The sequence below is a fragment of the Xenorhabdus bovienii SS-2004 genome, assembly GCF_000027225.1.
In the GTDB taxonomy this organism is placed as follows: domain Bacteria; phylum Pseudomonadota; class Gammaproteobacteria; order Enterobacterales; family Enterobacteriaceae; genus Xenorhabdus; species Xenorhabdus bovienii_C.
This window is the reverse complement of the sequence record NC_013892.1, coordinates 684371-699171: the sequence shown is the minus strand read 5'-3', so window position 1 is coordinate 699171 and position 14801 is coordinate 684371. Positions and strand designations below refer to the sequence as shown.

The following is a 14801-nucleotide window of genomic DNA, read 5'->3' as shown; positions in this document are numbered from 1 at the left end:
TAAGACAGGGTAAAATATGAAATCTAAAAATGCGGCCTTAACTGGTCAGGGACTTGCTCACGCTGAAAACAATCAAGAGCCTATTTTAGTTCAGCGCAAAGAGAACCTAAAAAAGAATTATGCCGAAATGATCCCGTTAACAGCGGGAACTATTAATGGAAAGGCAGCAATGGTTACTGATGCCAGAAACCTGCATAAGTTTCTTGGCAATAAGGAACTGTTTGCTAGCTGGATAAAACAGCGCATTGATCAATACGGTTTTATTGAAAATGAGGATTACGAGACTTATTTGGAAAATTCCAAAAAAGGTCGTCCGAGAACTGAATACCGTGTTAGCTCTGATATGGCGAAAGAGCTTTCTATGGTGGAACGCACCGAAGAAGGTAAAGAGGCTCGCCAGTACTTTATCGACTGTGAAAAACGTCTGCGCCGTGTTGCACCAGAAGAACACCAAGCTGCGCTGATGAACTGGCGTAAAAATCGTGTCGCTGCCTGTGAAGATCATAAAAGCATGACTGATGCGATGAAAGGATATATGGAACGCACCGGAGACACTCAAAAGGGCTTTGCTTACAGCAATGAATCTCGATTTATTAATAAATTGGTGCTGGGTATAGATCCTGTCAAATGGGCTAAAAATAAGGGCATTAAATCCAAAGAAGTCAGAGACAACATGACCGCAGAGCAATTACAGCTACTGACGTATTTGGAATCACGCAATTGTGCATTTCTTGATTTGGACGCACCGACTGAGAAGCGAAAAGCCCAATTAATGGAACTGGCTCAACGTTGGTTAGCGCAGCGTATGGAAGCGAAGCAATGAATTCTGTAACTTTAAGTTATCCAATTATTTCTGGTGACTCCTTGAGTTTGAGGAGTCCTACTGTCGAAGTCCTCACTTTGGCCGATGGGTATGCGAATATTTTCGGACACCCATCAGTGAAATATTGCGCCAATTGGGATTTAAAAGCCCATCTAAGTGGGAATGCCCATTTTAGTGATAACTCATTGATATCTATTCAAACGCCAGATTTGGCGTTTGCTTATAATATGCGCATATCATTTAGCGACGCGGTTAATTTGCGATCCTCATTAAGTGGAGTGCAAACAGAAAAGGATAGCACGGCGAATGCTACCCTTTGGCGTAAAGCACATTTTCTTTACAAGATAAATCAATCATTTATCCGTAATCCAATTCTGGTTTACGACGAATTACAACAGCTTAAGAGGCTCACCTCTTTAAGAGGTTTGGTTAGGCTCCCCGATAACATCGGGTTGGTTAGTTATTGCTCAATCAACTTACCATCTTTAAGAGGGGGAGTTAACCAAGTGAATAATGTTCACTCGGTTAGTTATTGCTCAGGTGATGCTTTGGTTTTGCGTTGGCGGCGTTTGATCTCACCCTGTAATGCGGTGACGATAAACTGTGCCGTACTTTCCCCAGGTTCCTTTAATGATTCTACATTATCGGCTATTTCGTGTGGCACTCGTGCGCTCATCTTTTGTGATTTGTTATTAACATTATCACGTGTCATTACTGCTCTCCACATTTGTTTATGGGTGCCAGTATACACAAAAATAATTATAAAAAAAGTATTGATGTGGGTGCCAGTTTGTATTTATACTGGGTGCCAGTTGAATGTTGCAGCATTCAATAAGAACAAGGCTCCGTCGGATTGCAGTCCAAGCGGAGCCTCTGACCACTACGTTACGGAGATTAACGCTATGGCTATACAACAGCATAACCAAACTCGCCTTAAATTTACATTCCTAATTGCATCGGGCACTCAACGTCTGGTGGATATTCACCCTGTACGTCTCATTACTGTGTTGGCGGACAGTGAAGGTGAAGCCCGTTTACTGGTCGGTATTTCCTCTCTGGTATTTGTTTCCCGTCAAGGGGTGGCCGCATGAGCAAGCCTATCACTATTCATCAAGCCGCTGAAAAGGCCCAGCAACTCGAATTTATTAATCAGCTTATTGAGTCATACCCTCACCAAATACAGGGCAGTGAAATATCTGTTATTTCTTCTCTGATGGCAAAGCTATCCGGCGATATTGCTGTATTTCTGATTGAAGTAATCGCAGGTGAGGAAGCTATTGATAACACTTCCAACTATAGAGATATGTCTACCGTTCAGGGGGGGAGCCATGCGTGACCCCGCACCCCATGACTACTACACCCATCAGAACGGGGAAACCGTTCAGGTGCTGTCGGTCGCCTTTAACCGCGTGACGTTTGTCCGTGATGGCTATAACACCCCGTGCATCATGCCAGTAAGCCGTTTCACTAAAGAATACACCTACGCAGGGAGAGCCTGATTATGTCTGATATCTATAACCACTTAGTACGCAACAACTTTAGCACCATGAGCACTGAGGAAATTAAAGATCTGCGTAAGCATTCAGATGGAGCACATAGCGCAGTGATGGCGGCAATGTCAGCGATGGGGGAACTGGCTTTCTGGTCTGCCGATAATGAGAACTATGCAGATTGTCAGGCAAGGGACGATTTACGCCGTATCGGTGAAGCCCTGATGTACCTGCCCCGAATTGCCGAAGCCCTGAATGACACAGCACAGCACGCGGATTTTGAAATTCATCACCGCGAGAGGTTCCCCAAATGGTAAGTCATATTGATATCCGTTCAGTGAAAATGGCGGCTAAGGATCACTGGCAGGGTTTGCTGGCTGCCTGTGGGGTGGATGTTCCGGCAAAGGGGAAGCATGGAGCTTGCCCGATATGCGGTGGCACTGACCGTTTTCACTTCATGGACGATCATGGGAACGGTGACTGGCATTGTCGCCAGTGTGATGAGCCGAATCACGGTGATGGGCTGGATTTGCTGGTCAGGGCGAAGGGGATCACGATTATTGAGGCGGCTAAAGAGGTTTCTCAGGCGTTATCGCTGCCACTGCCTGAGCCTGCCAGAAAGGAAGCTCCCAAATCAGGAGCTCCCCTGATAGCCGAAAGAATTAAAAAGCTGGTGGCTCAAACCACGATCGGGCAATCCGACTATCTGACTAACAAGGGGCTGCAATGCCCCCATCAGAAGCTATTGAAAGACGGCTCTTTGTTACTGGTCATGCAAGCGTTAGACGGAACCGTAACAGGCGCACAGACGATCAAGCCAAACGGTGAAAAGCGCCTTGTCTCAGGCTCACAGAAAAAGGGGAGTTTTATCCCCTTATCCGGGGTAACCGAAACACCGGACACGATCATCATTACTGAGGGTTATGCAACCGCGTTAACCGTCAGCCAGTTGCATGATGGCGTGGTGCTGGCTGCGATTGATGAAGGGAATCTATTCGCTGTTGCCGGACACGTCAGGGAACGGTGGCCTGATGCGAAAATCATTCTGGCGGCTGACAACGATATGAAGTCCGGTCATAAGAATGTGGGGAAAATTTCAGCAGAAAAAGCGGCCAAATCTGTCAGGGGCTGGGTCACATGGCCGCCCACGGAAGATAAAGCGGACTGGGACGATTACCGCCAGTGTCACGGCATCGAAGCGGCAAAGCAGGCATTCAGCCAAGGATTGCATCAGGCAGGGGAGAAAGCGTCAGTGTTAAAGTCAGTGGTGATTAATTTAGATGACCATCGTGAGAAAGAACGTGATCCCCTGATACCGTTTATTGATGTGCGCCACACCGGGGTTTTTTACGTGACCCCGAAATTAGACAAAGAAACCGGGGAAATCATCAAACCGGAACAATGGCTGTGTTCACCGATTGATGTCATCGGCACGGGCATTGATGAAAATGACGAGCAATACCTGATAGTCCGTTGGAAAGCGAAGGGCAGTAAAGACCCGGTCATTAAAGGGGTAGCGTCGGCCGACATTGGAGAACGCGAAGGCTGGCGAATGCTCAAAGCGGGCGGTGTGCAAGTCACAACAAAAAGTAATCTCAGGGCGATCCTGGCTGACTGGCTGATACGAAGCCACACAAAAGAAATCTGGAGTATGACGGCAAAATCAGGCTGGCATAAAGGGGCGTATATCATGCCGGACGGTTCGGTGATTGGCGTACCTCAGCAGCCTGTTTTGTTTAACGGGGGCAGTGCCGCGGCGAATGCCTATACCGTTTCAGGGACAACTGACAGCTGGCGTGAAGAGGTGGCACGGCTGGCGAATAATAACCCCTTTATGATGCTGGGCATTGCGACGGCGTTAGCGGCCCCGATGATAGGAATTGTGGGGGCGGACGGGTTTGGTGTCCATCTGTATGCGCAATCTACTGCCGGGAAAACCACGACGGCTGACATTGCAACCAGCCTATACGGTAAACCGGATGAGCAACGGCTGACGTGGTATGGCACTGCGCTGGGTATTGCTAACGAAGCATTGGCACACAATGACGGCCTGTTGTCACTCGATGAGGTCGGACAGGGTGCGAACCCTAAGCATGTCCACACCTCAGCCTATACCCTGTTTAATGGCAAGGGGAAAATACAGGGGGCGAAAGAAGGCGGTAACCGTCCTTTGGCAAGCTGGCGAACCGTGGCGATCAGTACCGGTGAGAAAGATATCCCCACGTTCTTGATGGAGGCCGGGATTAAAATTAATGCCGGGCAATTAGTCCGATTGCTGAATATTCCGATGGAAAGGGCCAAGACCTTGCACGGTTCAGAAAATGGCAAGGCGCATGCGGATGCGTTAAAGCGGGGCTGTCGTGAACATCATGGTGCGGCAGGGCGGGAATGGATCGGTTATCTATCGTCACACCATGAGGAGGCCAGACAGGCGTATATCGCGGCGCAATCACGGTGGGGCAAGCTGATACCGGAAAGTTATGGTGAGCAGGTACAACGGGTCAGTGATCGCTTTGCGGTGCTGGAGGCGGCTTTAATGCTGGGGCGGGTCATTACGGGCTGGAAGGCGCAGGATTGCCGCGATGTGCTGCAATATATCTTTAATGTCTGGGTGGCGGAGTTTGGGACCGGCAACAAAGAAGGTGAACAGATTGTCGAGCAGGCCGTTTCCTTTCTTAACGCCCATGGCATGAGCCGCTATGCCCCTCTGCCCTATGATGAACGGGACTTACCGATTCGGGATTTGGCTGGGTATCGGGAAAAGAAAGGCCTTCATGATAATGATCCGATGATTTTCTATACCTTACCCGCGACTTTTAAGCAGGAGATCGCCCGGGGTTTTAACGTGGATATGTTCGCAGACACGTTAGTGAAAAGCGACATACTCAAAAAGCCGGCCAGTGGCAGGAGCTATCAGGGCAAGACACCCCGTCTTAAGCATCTGGGGGGTATTCAGCAACGGGCTTACATCATGGTGCTGGTGCCTGAATCAGACGAAGAAGACTGATCTCCTCATGTGAGGGCTAAAATCTGTTGTCTCAGTTGTCTCGGTTGTCTCATTTTTATTAACTGTATGAATTGTAATTATTTTAGTTTTTAAATTGAGACAACATGAGACAACAAACAGGGGTTTTGAGACAACATCGAACGGGTAAAAATTGTCTTTTTGGCAGGCCATTGGAGGCATTATGAGAAAATTACGTAAATTATACCGTCAGAAAATCAATGTTTTCGCGGGTATTCTGCCGGGATCTTGTACTCAATCCGAGGAGCGGTTCCATGATCGTGAGCTGACCGACAGGATTATCCTGAATCTGGTGGGGGAGACAGCGTAATAATGAAACTCGAATCAGCATTAAAACACTTTCACCCGAAAACACCGACGTTCAGTGATGCGTCAACCAGTACCGCACCGGACAGAATGAAAGGAATGGATACCGCAGCAGCTTTGGGGATGGCGGGATCACAAGCCAAGTTCGGCATGGCGGCATTTTTCGCCAAGAACGAGGTCAGTGAAGAAGACAGGTTCAGCACGGTAGAAGAACTGACCCGATACGCAAGGCGAACTGTTCCTAAGCTGATATCCAAAGCAGCAGGGAATAAACTGGGGCCCTGTCTGGTTATCTTATCGAAGATGGCGTTTGAAGATTATGCCCGTTCAGCGGCGTCTACTTGTCAGTGTTCGGAATGTCGCGGGAAAGGGCTTATCTACGGCATAAAAGAAGTTGAAAAACATCCCGGCATTATTCGTGCGGACGGTGAAGTGATTATGGCGCCGTGGATTGAAAAAGAGCAGGTGGGTGAACTTTGCCAGAAGTGTAATGGTAAAGGCACGCTGTCAAGTCGTTGTCGCTGCAAGGGGCGGGGTGTAGTCGTTGATGAGGAAAAGACCGCCTTGCAGGGCGTACCGGTTGATAAAATCTGCCCCCGATGCTCAGGCCGGGGTTACAGCCGGGTGCCATCATCAGTAGCTTACACGGCTATCAAGGCGCTTGTTCCTGCATTGACTCAATCATCATGGTCTCGTAACTGGAAGCCCTTTTATGAAAAGCTGGTAGGTAAGTGTTACGCCGAAGAAAGCAGTGCGGAAGCTATGTTTAGCAAGGTAACAAAATAAACTGTTTTATGTCATCAACAGTATTTGCATTTTGCATAAAGATGGCTTAATATCTCCAAATAGTGGGAACTTGTAACTATACTCACTACGAATTTTAAACCTCGCCCAGTGCGGGGTTTTTTGCTTTCTGCAACGGTAAGGTTGCTTTTGAATGAGTTATCTTACCGTTGTGGAGAATGCCAAGGCTGATTGGCAGTGTATGGACTATCGGATGTACCGCACACCATCTAGAGGCGGCCTCTGCGGATTAGGCTAAGCCCCTGAGAGTATCTAGAAACCGATGCAGGAGATCAGCACCTGCCTCCACAACTCGATCGGGGTCGGACAGCACCTTATATCACTGTAAAATCAATTGGTTAAATATTATTTCGGGTGATATGAGCAGCACCTTGATCCCCATGGATAACTCAACCTGTTGGTGAAACCAACTAGTTCAAATTCAAGGCTGCGCATGGCGTGGCCTTTTCTATATCTGGAACTTTGGCGTAGAGGGTTCGCGCGGATGCCTGAAGAGCATCAGGACTCGGTTCGATTCCGAGAGGTTCCACCAAATTATCGAAGGTCACTTAGGTGGCCTTTTTTGTTACCTACGCAATGAGGAAATTAACCATGTACGCATTAAAGCTAATCACAGAAAGAAACGGTCGTTCAGTAGAAGAGTCATGGATCTTGGGAGACATGTACCGTCTGGAGTTTTTCCCGAAAGATGTCGCTGATAATGTTATTGCCCGTGTCGAGCATAGCCAGAACGGCAATCTGATTAATCACGACATCAAAAAAACAGACCAAGCCTACATTACCACTCTGACGGGTGACACTGTTCGCACGGTCTGTCGAGGCCGAAGTGGACTTGTAGCTGGTTCCATACAGTAACCAATACAGAGCGTCTATATTTGGGCGCTCGATATTGCTTATTATCTAATTTGCCGCCGCAATCACTCCCAGTACCTCCGTACCTCCGTATCTCCTATTGCGGTCGGCATCCTATTAACTCACTCGTGAGGTGAATGATGGAAAATCGTATTGAAGAACTGGAAAGAAAGGTTGTTGGGTTGGAAAAACAGCTCGTTGAAAAAAATAAATCTGCGAGCTGTATAATTGAAAATGATATGGCTATTCTGCGTAAATGTGATGGAAGGATTATTTTTCGCTTAGGGAAAATTTAGTTATTTGTCCAACTAAGGCTATTGACTCTCGACTTGTTCCATCTTCATTGTTTTCTAAAACCTTATCGAACAATTTATAGAGCTGATCCAATTTTTCAGGCTCTTTGTTTGTGACCATCCCGGCCAAAATAGTGAACAGTACTGGAACTGCATAAGTCATATCTTCTAGATTAATTTCGTCAACTTTGATTTTTTCAAATTCGTAGCTCATTTTTTATCCTTCACAGAGGTAATCAGCCATCCCTCTATTGATTAGTTAATGTTTGGCTGATCTAACAACATACCTTAAGTATCAACTTATTACTTTTAACTAACTCACAGGGGCGACCATAGCTCACCCCACGGACGCCCATTGTTCAAATGGGGTGGAATATGAAGATGAAAGAAAATCCTGATGTATGGGCTGAGCTGCTCAATGGCCTGCAAAATTCGTGGCCGCAGATATCCGGCTCTGTTTTGGCAATAGCTATCTGTTATGGCCGCCTGATTTATGACGGTGTAGAACGCAAGAACCGTTGGGTCGAAGCGCTGCTCTGTGGTGCCTTGTCATGGAGCGTGTCCAGTGGCTTAGAGATGTTTGGCGTTCCCAGTAGTTTCGCGCCGGCAATCGGTGGTGTCATTGGTTTTATTGGCGTTGAAAAAATACGTGAGTTTGCTATCCGTGCCATCAATAAACGGTTGGGAGATAAATAATGAGCAGAGGCATTCGCAATAACAATCCCGGCAACATTGACCACAACTCAGCGAATAAGTGGCAGGGTCAATTGCCCCACGACCCGAAGATTGAATCTCGGTTCTGTCGGTTTGAGTCACCAGAGTATGGTATTCGGGCACTGATGAAGCTGTTGTGCAATTACCACAAAAAAGGCTATCAGACCGTCGCGAAGATGATAGACCGCTGGGCACCCACTAACGAAAACAACACTTCGGCTTATATCAATGGTGTGGCCAAGGCGCTAGGTGTTGATCCTCATCAGGTCATTAGCGTTGATAAGGTCACATTGATTGCATTGGCTAAGTCCATTATCCGGCACGAGAACGGCAAGCAACCGTATTCAGAGGCAACGTTTGAGAAAGCCTTTAATTTACTCTGAATCCTGAGCCTCGCAATCGCGGGGCTTCTTTTTATCTGCGTACTGACGTGCGCTAAATCCAATCATGAGCTTATAGAAATAGAGCCTGAGAGATATCGCCAGGTGGCGACCTTTCATGAGGCGATATTTCTACGTCAGCAGGCTCTTATTTCTATAGGAATACGCAAGATGCATACCATTACAGTCCCTTTTTATAACGATGAACTCTATGTTGTGGAATACAACAATGAACCGTATGTACCAATGAGACCGATTGTTGAAGGCATGGGGATGGATTGGGCGTCACAATATACTAAGTTAAAACAAAGATTTAATACCTCCGTTGTGAACATCACAATGCAGCTCCCTGATGATAAACAACGCAGAGATGTAGTTTGCTTAGCTCTACGTAAATTGGCGGGGTGGTTACAAACCATCTACCCCAATAAAGTTAAACCTGAAATTAGGGACAAGGTGATCCGCTATCAGGATGAGTGCGATGATGTGCTTTATGATTACTGGACAAAAGGGATAGCAATCAACCCCCGCAAGCGTAGTGTGATGGAAGAGCTGAATGAGGCCTGTGCTGAATTTAAACGAGACAAGCAGATAGCCAGTGTGTTTGGTACTGGCCTTAACGCATGGAAGCACGTCAGTGTCGAACATAAAAGCAAAATAAGAGGATTGACCGAAGAGATTGCTGGTTTAGCTCTGGATTTTGTTCTGGCCGAAATAGGCAAGGGCAAAACAACACGAACGAAATAAGGCGAATGACATGAAATTCAACAGCCAGTATTTCACGGTGGGTGCTCTGGTGGTCGTCTCCGGCCTGCTCTGGTTCTTTTACAGTGAGTATCAGCAAAAGGCTCAAGATTATAGCGAGCTGGACACGAAGCATCAAACTCAACTCATCGCTATAAACGAACAGCAAAAACGTATCCAGCGCCTTGCTGAACTGGACTCCAAACACAGGCAGGAACTCGACAATGCCAAATCTGAAATTGATACTCTTCGGGCTGATGTTGCCGCTGGTCGTCGCAAGTTGCGCATCAAAGCCATCTGTCCCGTGTCTGAAACCGTTGCCTCCGGCAGCGTGGGCGATGCAACCACCGTCGAACTCTCTGGAGAAACTGGATCAACTGTTCTCGATATCCGAGAAAGCATCATCAGCGACCGAGCAAAACTAAGGTATTTGCAGGAATACGTTAATACTGAATGCAGGGGGAATGATGGCAATATTCAAACATCTCACTAAAGATGAGATTAAGCGTGACTATGACCACTATGGCCTATTCATGGGATTGATTCCAGTGTATGTCGGTGACGTTCATGGTGAGTGTAGATTGGCGGTACGAAACTGGTTGCCCGATTGGTTGTTTGATGTTGCCGATTTCATTTGCAGTTTATGTCCCGGTGATTATTACGTAATCAAGTTAACAGGAATAATCAAGTGATCATCACCCCAGCGCAAATGATACTGGGGTGGCAGGATTATGTTAATACCGAGTGTAAGGGGGCAAATAACGATGAATGGATTATCCAAAGGTGAGTACAAAACCAATCGGAAAATGCATAACCAGATATTCAAATATCGGCAACTCAAGTTTTATCAATATTCAAAGGTAGCTGCTGGAGACATCACTACCTTGAATATTTACGTGTGCAAATGGTTCATCGTATTAATTGCCATTCCAAATAGACACGTCATGTAGGAGCCTGGAACGTCAGGATTTACTGCCATACACCAACTTATACAGTTCCTCCAGTCTTGGGTGTTACTGGGATGCATCGAGCAAATAGAAGCATAAGTCTGCATCGAAGCTAAAAGAGTCGTGCCTGCTACTAGGCAAAGAAGAAGATATTTTTTCATTTTATTCTCTATATTTCGATTGAAGTAACATTATTGCAACAACAATTAAACCCATTTCCGCCTAACAACAAACGAATAATATTTAACAATTAGTTAACGCTTGAAACTCAACAAAATATTCCTTTACCCATTCCCTTGAGTGGTTAAAGGAATCCCCCACGCCATCAGTTAACGCGGGTGGCATTTTTGTATCAGCATTTCACCGCGTCGGGTTATCGCCGTCTGCCTGTATTAGCCATGACATGTTCCCTTTGCATCGAGCGTACAGGTCAGAATCAAAAATAATCAATGCCCCAGACAGTCATTATCAGCAACATCCGCTGTAGGCAGAAGAAGCGGTGTGACAGCCGGAGAGACGGCCTGTATTGCCATCATGATTCATTGAGTCGTGATCGCTATGTAGAAAAGCAAAGTCCGATAATCGGATATTGGATTAACCACACATATAGAGGTCACTATGACAGAACTGAACTATGAAGCGATTGGGCGTTGTAAGGTGTTAAGAGAAAAGATAGAGGCTTTACACACGCGAAGGCACCAATGTGTTTATAAACTGAGAGATGAAACTTCAAGGCTGACATTTAGTGATGGCTACCGGATACCTGAAATTGCCGAGTTTGACAGGGATCTCATGCAAAGTCAGATGAAGGATATTGCCCTTGTGGACAGTGACCTGATGCACGCAGTACACGAATTTAATATCTGGTGTCAGGAGGCAGGAGAACCATCAATAAAACTAAATCCTTCAACTAAGAAAGATTTGGAGAAATTAAAACCATTGCCATTTGATGGGTTTCCCGGCTCTGCGTTATTAAGACGATGATGTGGAACTGCTACATAAAGGTGCAGAGTAGGTTATCAATAAGGCCATCAGTTAACAGGGTGGCATTTTCTTTTTGGAGAACAGAACATGACACAAAGTACAGGCACGGCAACATATGACATCACTGTTGGTATCAAATATGACACTGACACACTGAACCAGCTTGAGACACAACTAAAGCGTATCGCTGAACAAGTGGATCGCATTAATGGTCGTCGCTATGACGCAGATATGAAACTGTCAGTAGATACAGGTGCTAAGGCTGGAATTGCTGCCGATAGCTTCAAGGTCTTCGATGTAGCCGGAAAGGTTTACATGAAAGAGGCGGTCATACCCCAAGCGGTAATAAAGGATAACGACGATCACCTCCGTCAGATAATCCGTGAAGAGATACGCCAGTTCGTCACCCGTGAGAGTGAACGAGGCGGATTGTTCTCCAAATGGTGATGTGATGCCGCCAAGAATACCGAGAGCCTGCCGCAAGCAGGGTTGCCCCAAGACCACCACTGACCGAAGTGGCTACTGCAACGATCACCTTCACACCGGCTGGGAGAACCACCAGCAAGGCAAGAGCCGACATGAACGCGGCTATGGCAGCAAGTGGGACAAGCTCAGAGCCACCATCAAGGCCAGAGATAAACACTTATGCCAACAGTGCTTACGCAATGGACGGGCAGTGACAGGTGTGACTGTTGACCACATCAAGCCCAAGGCACACGGTGGCACGGATGCGTTAACAAATCTGGTTCTATTATGCTGGTCTTGCCATAGGGCGAAGACCGCGACGGAGCGATTACGATGAGTGAGAAACAAGTGAAACTGTCACGCCTGTATAAGGGTGGTCACTTCAAGGGTTATGCCCTGAGTGTGGATGGCATGTTGCTGTCGAACCAGCAGCAGGTCGTGATTGAAACTAACTCTGAGGGTGTTCACCCCACACTGAACGTAACCTTCACGGTAACTGATGAGATGGCGGGTGAGGGGGTCGACATTTATATTTGATCTCATCATTGCATCATATCAAGTGCAATGGTCATGGTGACTGCTACCCTGAGATGATTTTAATTCCGTCAGTAACAATATCATCAGTCATGGTCACGCAAGGGGAGGGGCGGGTCAAATCCCTGCCACTCTCGCCCCAAGGGACCGCCGCCTTACCTCTTTTCACATCGCCGCGAAATGCAAACCTTTTTTTGGGGTGCCCCAACTGCGCCATTTTACAGGAGAAATCACATGGCAGGACGACCGCCAACCCCGACCCACCTGCGTCTGGTGAGGGGGAACCCATCAAAACGGCCGATTAACGCCAATGAACCGATGCCGGGAAAAGGGGTACCCCATGTCCCCAAACATTTCGGGAAAATGGGCAGGTACTGGCACGAGCGGATCGCCGGGGAACTGGATAAAGTCGGCGTGCTGACCAGCCTTGATGCCAAAGCCCTTGAATTGCTGATTGAAGCCTACGTCGAATACAGAACGCACTGTGAAACACTGGAGACAGAAGGCTACACATACCGAACCGATCAGGGATTAATTAAAGCTCACCCTGCGGCAGGCATGAAAGCCGATGCGTGGAAACGTATTCACGCCATGCTGAGTGCGTTCGGCATGTCGCCCTCCAGTCGATCCAAGGTCAACATCACCGGAGAAGACAAAGCCGATCCCCTGACTGAGTTTTTACAAATGAGGGACTGATCATGGCAAAAGTGGCTGAAGGTATTCGCTACGCGGAACGCGTTGTGGCGGGTGAGATTGTGTCCGGCGAGCTGGTGACACTGGCTTGTCAGCGTTTTCTGGATGATCTGGCGCACGGTGAAGAACGGGGGATCAGCTTTAGCGAACCCCGCGCCCAGCATATCCTGAACTTTTATAAATTTGTCCCCCATGTCAAGGGGGCACTGGCAGGCCAGCCCATTGAACTGATGGACTGGCATGTTTTTATTCTGATTAATATCTTCGGTTTTGTCCGTCCGCTGATTGATGAACAGACCGGCGAAATTGTCCTGCGCAATGATGGCAGTGGCCGCCCGGTGATGGTGCGCCGTTATCGTACCGCCTATAACGAAGTCGCCCGTAAAAATGCCAAATCGACCTTATCCTCGGGCATCGGGTTGTACATGACCGGGGCGGACAGCGAGGGCGGGGCGGAAGTCTATTCGGCGGCCACGACCCGTGATCAGGCGCGGATTGTATTTGAGGACGCGAAGAACATGATCAAACAGGCCAGACCCACACTCGGGCGGCTGTTTGCGTTCAATAAGCTGGCGATTTATCAGGAGCAGTCGGCGTCCAAGTTTGAGCCACTGTCCAGTGACGCCAACAACCTTGACGGCCTCAATATCCATTGCGGCATTGTCGATGAGCTGCATGCCCACAAGACCCGCGATGTGTGGGACGTACTGGAAACCGCCACCGGTGCCCGGCTGCAATCATTGCTGTTCGGCATCACCACGGCAGGCTTCAACAAGGAAGGCATCTGTTACGAGCTGCGTGACTACGCCGTCAAGGTGCTGCGCGGTCAGGTGGATGATGACACCTTCTTCGGCATTATCTACACCCTCGACAAAGAGGACGATCCCTTTGATGAAACGGTCTGGCAAAAGGCCAATCCGGGGCTGGGGATCTGCAAGCGCTGGGATGACCTGCGGCGGCTGGCGAAAAAAGCCAGAGAGCAGGTGTCTGCCCGGCATAACTTCTTCACCAAACACATGAACCTGTGGGTCACCGCCGAATCGGCGTGGATGGACATGCTCAAATGGGACGACAGCGAACCGCTTGCCCCGCCGCATGAGCTGAAAACTTACCCGATGTGGGTCGGGGTGGATTTGGCGAACAAGATAGATATCTGTGCCGCCGTCAAGGTCTGGCAGGGTAATAACGGGCATGTGCATGCCGACTTTAAATTCTGGCTGCCGGAAGACCGGATTGAACGCTGCTCCCGCCAGATGGCCGAACTCTACCGTAAGTGGGGAGAGATGGGCGCCCTGACCCTGACGGACGGTGAAGTCGTCGATCACACCCAGATAAAGGAAGAATTGCAGCACTGGGTCGCCGGGGAGAACCTGAAAGAAATCGGCTTTGACCCGTGGAGTGCCACCCAGTTCAGCCGGGCACTGGCCGAAGAAGGGTTGCCGCTGATTGAGGTCTCCCAGACAGTCCGCAATTTGTCGGAAGCCATGAAATCGCTGGAAGCGCTGGTCTACAGTGGCCAGTTCCACCATAACGGTCACCCGGTCATGAACTGGATGATGAGCAACGTCACCGCCAAACCTGACAAGAACGACAACATTTTCCCGAACAAATCCACACCGGAAGCCAAGATAGACGGCCCCGTTGCCCTGTTTACCGCCATAAGCCGCTTGCTGGTGAACGGGGGCGAGCAACCGGAAAGCCTGTCCGATGTACTGATGGCCCGGGGTTTACGCGCCCTCTGAGGTAC

General features: G+C 48.3%; 22 protein-coding genes and 1 tRNA gene. 21 read left to right on the top strand and 2 right to left on the bottom strand.

Annotated elements, in window-relative coordinates:
- The first annotated feature begins 16 nt into the window (after positions 1 to 16).
- Positions 17 to 823, top strand: a complete 807-nt coding sequence (locus XBJ1_RS03030) for a phage antirepressor Ant (protein WP_012987291.1) — start codon at positions 17 to 19, stop codon at positions 821 to 823.
- Positions 824 to 1352: 529 nt separating this feature from the next.
- On the opposite strand, the gene XBJ1_RS03025 is transcribed toward XBJ1_RS03030, so the two are convergent.
- Positions 1353 to 1535, bottom strand: a complete 183-nt coding sequence (locus XBJ1_RS03025) for a YlcI/YnfO family protein (RefSeq protein ID WP_012987290.1) — start codon at positions 1533 to 1535, stop codon at positions 1353 to 1355.
- Between the two features lie 190 nt (positions 1536 to 1725).
- Here XBJ1_RS03025 and XBJ1_RS03020 point away from each other — a divergent pair, with 190 nt between their 5' ends.
- From XBJ1_RS03020 to XBJ1_RS21710, 10 genes are all read left to right on the top strand, one after another.
- Positions 1726 to 1914: a hypothetical protein gene (locus XBJ1_RS03020; RefSeq protein ID WP_038198345.1), complete on the top strand. Its 189-nt coding sequence runs from the start codon at positions 1726 to 1728 to the stop codon at positions 1912 to 1914.
- Positions 1911 to 2159, top strand: a complete 249-nt coding sequence (locus XBJ1_RS03015) for a hypothetical protein (RefSeq protein WP_012987288.1) — start codon at positions 1911 to 1913, stop codon at positions 2157 to 2159. The genes XBJ1_RS03020 and XBJ1_RS03015 overlap by 4 nt, the downstream gene beginning before the upstream one ends.
- Positions 2152 to 2322 carry a DUF4222 domain-containing protein gene (locus XBJ1_RS19355; RefSeq protein WP_012987287.1) on the top strand — a complete coding sequence of 57 codons (171 nt, stop codon included), beginning with the start codon at positions 2152 to 2154 and terminating at the stop codon, positions 2320 to 2322. Before XBJ1_RS03015 ends, XBJ1_RS19355 begins: the two co-directional genes overlap by 8 nt.
- Positions 2323 to 2324: 2 nt before the next feature.
- Positions 2325 to 2630, top strand: coding sequence for a hypothetical protein (locus XBJ1_RS03010; protein ID WP_012987286.1), 306 nt, complete (start codon positions 2325 to 2327; stop codon positions 2628 to 2630).
- Entirely contained in the window at positions 2624 to 5320 is a 2697-nt protein-coding gene (locus XBJ1_RS03005; RefSeq protein WP_012987285.1) for a TOPRIM and DUF927 domain-containing protein, read from the top strand. Before XBJ1_RS03010 ends, XBJ1_RS03005 begins: the two co-directional genes overlap by 7 nt.
- Positions 5321 to 5501: 181 nt before the next feature.
- Entirely contained in the window at positions 5502 to 5648 is a 147-nt protein-coding gene (locus XBJ1_RS21715; protein ID WP_155270674.1) for a hypothetical protein, read from the top strand.
- 2 nt (positions 5649 to 5650) lie between these two features.
- Positions 5651 to 6430, top strand: a complete 780-nt coding sequence (locus XBJ1_RS03000; protein WP_012987283.1) for an antitermination protein — start codon at positions 5651 to 5653, stop codon at positions 6428 to 6430.
- Between the two features lie 474 nt (positions 6431 to 6904).
- Positions 6905 to 6980 (top strand) — tRNA-Phe (locus XBJ1_RS02995).
- 59 nt (positions 6981 to 7039) lie between these two features.
- Positions 7040 to 7303 (top strand): hypothetical protein, encoded by a 264-nt coding sequence (locus XBJ1_RS02990; protein ID WP_012987282.1) that lies wholly within the window; start codon positions 7040 to 7042, stop codon positions 7301 to 7303.
- Between the two features lie 134 nt (positions 7304 to 7437).
- A complete protein-coding gene (locus XBJ1_RS21710; RefSeq protein WP_158304279.1) occupies positions 7438 to 7596 on the top strand; it encodes a hypothetical protein in 159 nt (52 codons plus the stop codon).
- Here the strand turns inward: XBJ1_RS21710 and XBJ1_RS02985 are convergent.
- Positions 7571 to 7807: a hypothetical protein gene (locus XBJ1_RS02985; RefSeq protein WP_012987279.1), complete on the bottom strand. Its 237-nt coding sequence runs from the start codon at positions 7805 to 7807 to the stop codon at positions 7571 to 7573. The genes XBJ1_RS21710 and XBJ1_RS02985 overlap by 26 nt on opposite strands.
- 161 nt (positions 7808 to 7968) lie before the next feature.
- Between XBJ1_RS02985 and XBJ1_RS02980 the strand changes: the two genes are divergently transcribed.
- The 10 genes from XBJ1_RS02980 to XBJ1_RS02925 all read left to right on the top strand — a co-directional run bounded on the left by XBJ1_RS02980 (position 7969) and on the right by XBJ1_RS02925 (position 14796).
- On the top strand, positions 7969 to 8289 hold the full coding sequence (locus XBJ1_RS02980; RefSeq protein WP_173346393.1) for a phage holin, lambda family: 321 nt from the start codon (positions 7969 to 7971) through the stop codon (positions 8287 to 8289).
- Entirely contained in the window at positions 8289 to 8690 is a 402-nt protein-coding gene (locus XBJ1_RS02975; RefSeq protein ID WP_012987277.1) for a structural protein, read from the top strand. Before XBJ1_RS02980 ends, XBJ1_RS02975 begins: the two co-directional genes overlap by 1 nt.
- A 168-nt stretch (positions 8691 to 8858) precedes the next feature.
- A complete protein-coding gene (locus tag XBJ1_RS02970; protein ID WP_012987276.1) occupies positions 8859 to 9434 on the top strand; it encodes a phage antirepressor N-terminal domain-containing protein in 576 nt (191 codons plus the stop codon).
- 10 nt (positions 9435 to 9444) lie between these two features.
- Complete coding sequence (locus tag XBJ1_RS20480; protein ID WP_012987275.1) at positions 9445 to 9924, top strand: lysis protein; 480 nt, start codon at positions 9445 to 9447, stop codon at positions 9922 to 9924.
- A 1072-nt stretch (positions 9925 to 10996) separates the two neighbouring features.
- The gene (locus XBJ1_RS02950) at positions 10997 to 11362 is read left to right on the top strand and encodes a hypothetical protein (protein WP_012987272.1); all 366 of its coding nucleotides are present in this window, start codon (positions 10997 to 10999) and stop codon (positions 11360 to 11362) included.
- A gap of 87 nt (positions 11363 to 11449) precedes the next feature.
- Positions 11450 to 11809, top strand: a complete 360-nt coding sequence (locus XBJ1_RS02945) for a hypothetical protein (protein ID WP_012987271.1) — start codon at positions 11450 to 11452, stop codon at positions 11807 to 11809.
- Between the two features lie 4 nt (positions 11810 to 11813).
- Complete coding sequence (locus XBJ1_RS19345) at positions 11814 to 12164, top strand: HNH endonuclease (protein WP_038198340.1); 351 nt, start codon at positions 11814 to 11816, stop codon at positions 12162 to 12164.
- A complete protein-coding gene (locus tag XBJ1_RS02935; RefSeq protein WP_012987269.1) occupies positions 12161 to 12364 on the top strand; it encodes a hypothetical protein in 204 nt (67 codons plus the stop codon). Before XBJ1_RS19345 ends, XBJ1_RS02935 begins: the two co-directional genes overlap by 4 nt.
- A 231-nt stretch (positions 12365 to 12595) precedes the next feature.
- On the top strand, positions 12596 to 13057 hold the full coding sequence (locus XBJ1_RS02930) for a phage terminase small subunit P27 family (RefSeq protein WP_012987268.1): 462 nt from the start codon (positions 12596 to 12598) through the stop codon (positions 13055 to 13057).
- A gap of 2 nt (positions 13058 to 13059) precedes the next feature.
- Positions 13060 to 14796: a terminase large subunit gene (locus XBJ1_RS02925; protein WP_012987267.1), complete on the top strand. Its 1737-nt coding sequence runs from the start codon at positions 13060 to 13062 to the stop codon at positions 14794 to 14796.
- Positions 14797 to 14801 lie beyond the last annotated feature (5 nt).

Bases quoted from the DNA above. Each gene is read 5' to 3' on its own strand.
- XBJ1_RS03030 (WP_012987291.1), top strand. From the start codon at position 17: ATGAAATCTAAAAATGCGGCCTTAACTGGTCAGGGACTTGCTCACGCT.
- XBJ1_RS03025 (WP_012987290.1), bottom strand. From the start codon at position 1,535: ATGACACGTGATAATGTTAATAACAAATCACAAAAGATGAGCGCACGA.
- XBJ1_RS03020 (WP_038198345.1), top strand. From the start codon at position 1,726: ATGGCTATACAACAGCATAACCAAACTCGCCTTAAATTTACATTCCTA.
- XBJ1_RS03015 (WP_012987288.1), top strand. From the start codon at position 1,911: ATGAGCAAGCCTATCACTATTCATCAAGCCGCTGAAAAGGCCCAGCAA.
- XBJ1_RS19355 (WP_012987287.1), top strand. From the start codon at position 2,152: ATGCGTGACCCCGCACCCCATGACTACTACACCCATCAGAACGGGGAA.
- XBJ1_RS03010 (WP_012987286.1), top strand. From the start codon at position 2,325: ATGTCTGATATCTATAACCACTTAGTACGCAACAACTTTAGCACCATG.
- XBJ1_RS03005 (WP_012987285.1), top strand. From the start codon at position 2,624: ATGGTAAGTCATATTGATATCCGTTCAGTGAAAATGGCGGCTAAGGAT.
- XBJ1_RS21715 (WP_155270674.1), top strand. From the start codon at position 5,502: ATGAGAAAATTACGTAAATTATACCGTCAGAAAATCAATGTTTTCGCG.
- XBJ1_RS03000 (WP_012987283.1), top strand. From the start codon at position 5,651: ATGAAACTCGAATCAGCATTAAAACACTTTCACCCGAAAACACCGACG.
- XBJ1_RS02990 (WP_012987282.1), top strand. From the start codon at position 7,040: ATGTACGCATTAAAGCTAATCACAGAAAGAAACGGTCGTTCAGTAGAA.
- XBJ1_RS21710 (WP_158304279.1), top strand. From the start codon at position 7,438: ATGATGGAAAATCGTATTGAAGAACTGGAAAGAAAGGTTGTTGGGTTG.
- XBJ1_RS02985 (WP_012987279.1), bottom strand. From the start codon at position 7,807: ATGAGCTACGAATTTGAAAAAATCAAAGTTGACGAAATTAATCTAGAA.
- XBJ1_RS02980 (WP_173346393.1), top strand. From the start codon at position 7,969: ATGAAGATGAAAGAAAATCCTGATGTATGGGCTGAGCTGCTCAATGGC.
- XBJ1_RS02975 (WP_012987277.1), top strand. From the start codon at position 8,289: ATGAGCAGAGGCATTCGCAATAACAATCCCGGCAACATTGACCACAAC.
- XBJ1_RS02970 (WP_012987276.1), top strand. From the start codon at position 8,859: ATGCATACCATTACAGTCCCTTTTTATAACGATGAACTCTATGTTGTG.
- XBJ1_RS20480 (WP_012987275.1), top strand. From the start codon at position 9,445: ATGAAATTCAACAGCCAGTATTTCACGGTGGGTGCTCTGGTGGTCGTC.
- XBJ1_RS02950 (WP_012987272.1), top strand. From the start codon at position 10,997: ATGACAGAACTGAACTATGAAGCGATTGGGCGTTGTAAGGTGTTAAGA.
- XBJ1_RS02945 (WP_012987271.1), top strand. From the start codon at position 11,450: ATGACACAAAGTACAGGCACGGCAACATATGACATCACTGTTGGTATC.
- XBJ1_RS19345 (WP_038198340.1), top strand. From the start codon at position 11,814: ATGCCGCCAAGAATACCGAGAGCCTGCCGCAAGCAGGGTTGCCCCAAG.
- XBJ1_RS02935 (WP_012987269.1), top strand. From the start codon at position 12,161: ATGAGTGAGAAACAAGTGAAACTGTCACGCCTGTATAAGGGTGGTCAC.
- XBJ1_RS02930 (WP_012987268.1), top strand. From the start codon at position 12,596: ATGGCAGGACGACCGCCAACCCCGACCCACCTGCGTCTGGTGAGGGGG.
- XBJ1_RS02925 (WP_012987267.1), top strand. From the start codon at position 13,060: ATGGCAAAAGTGGCTGAAGGTATTCGCTACGCGGAACGCGTTGTGGCG.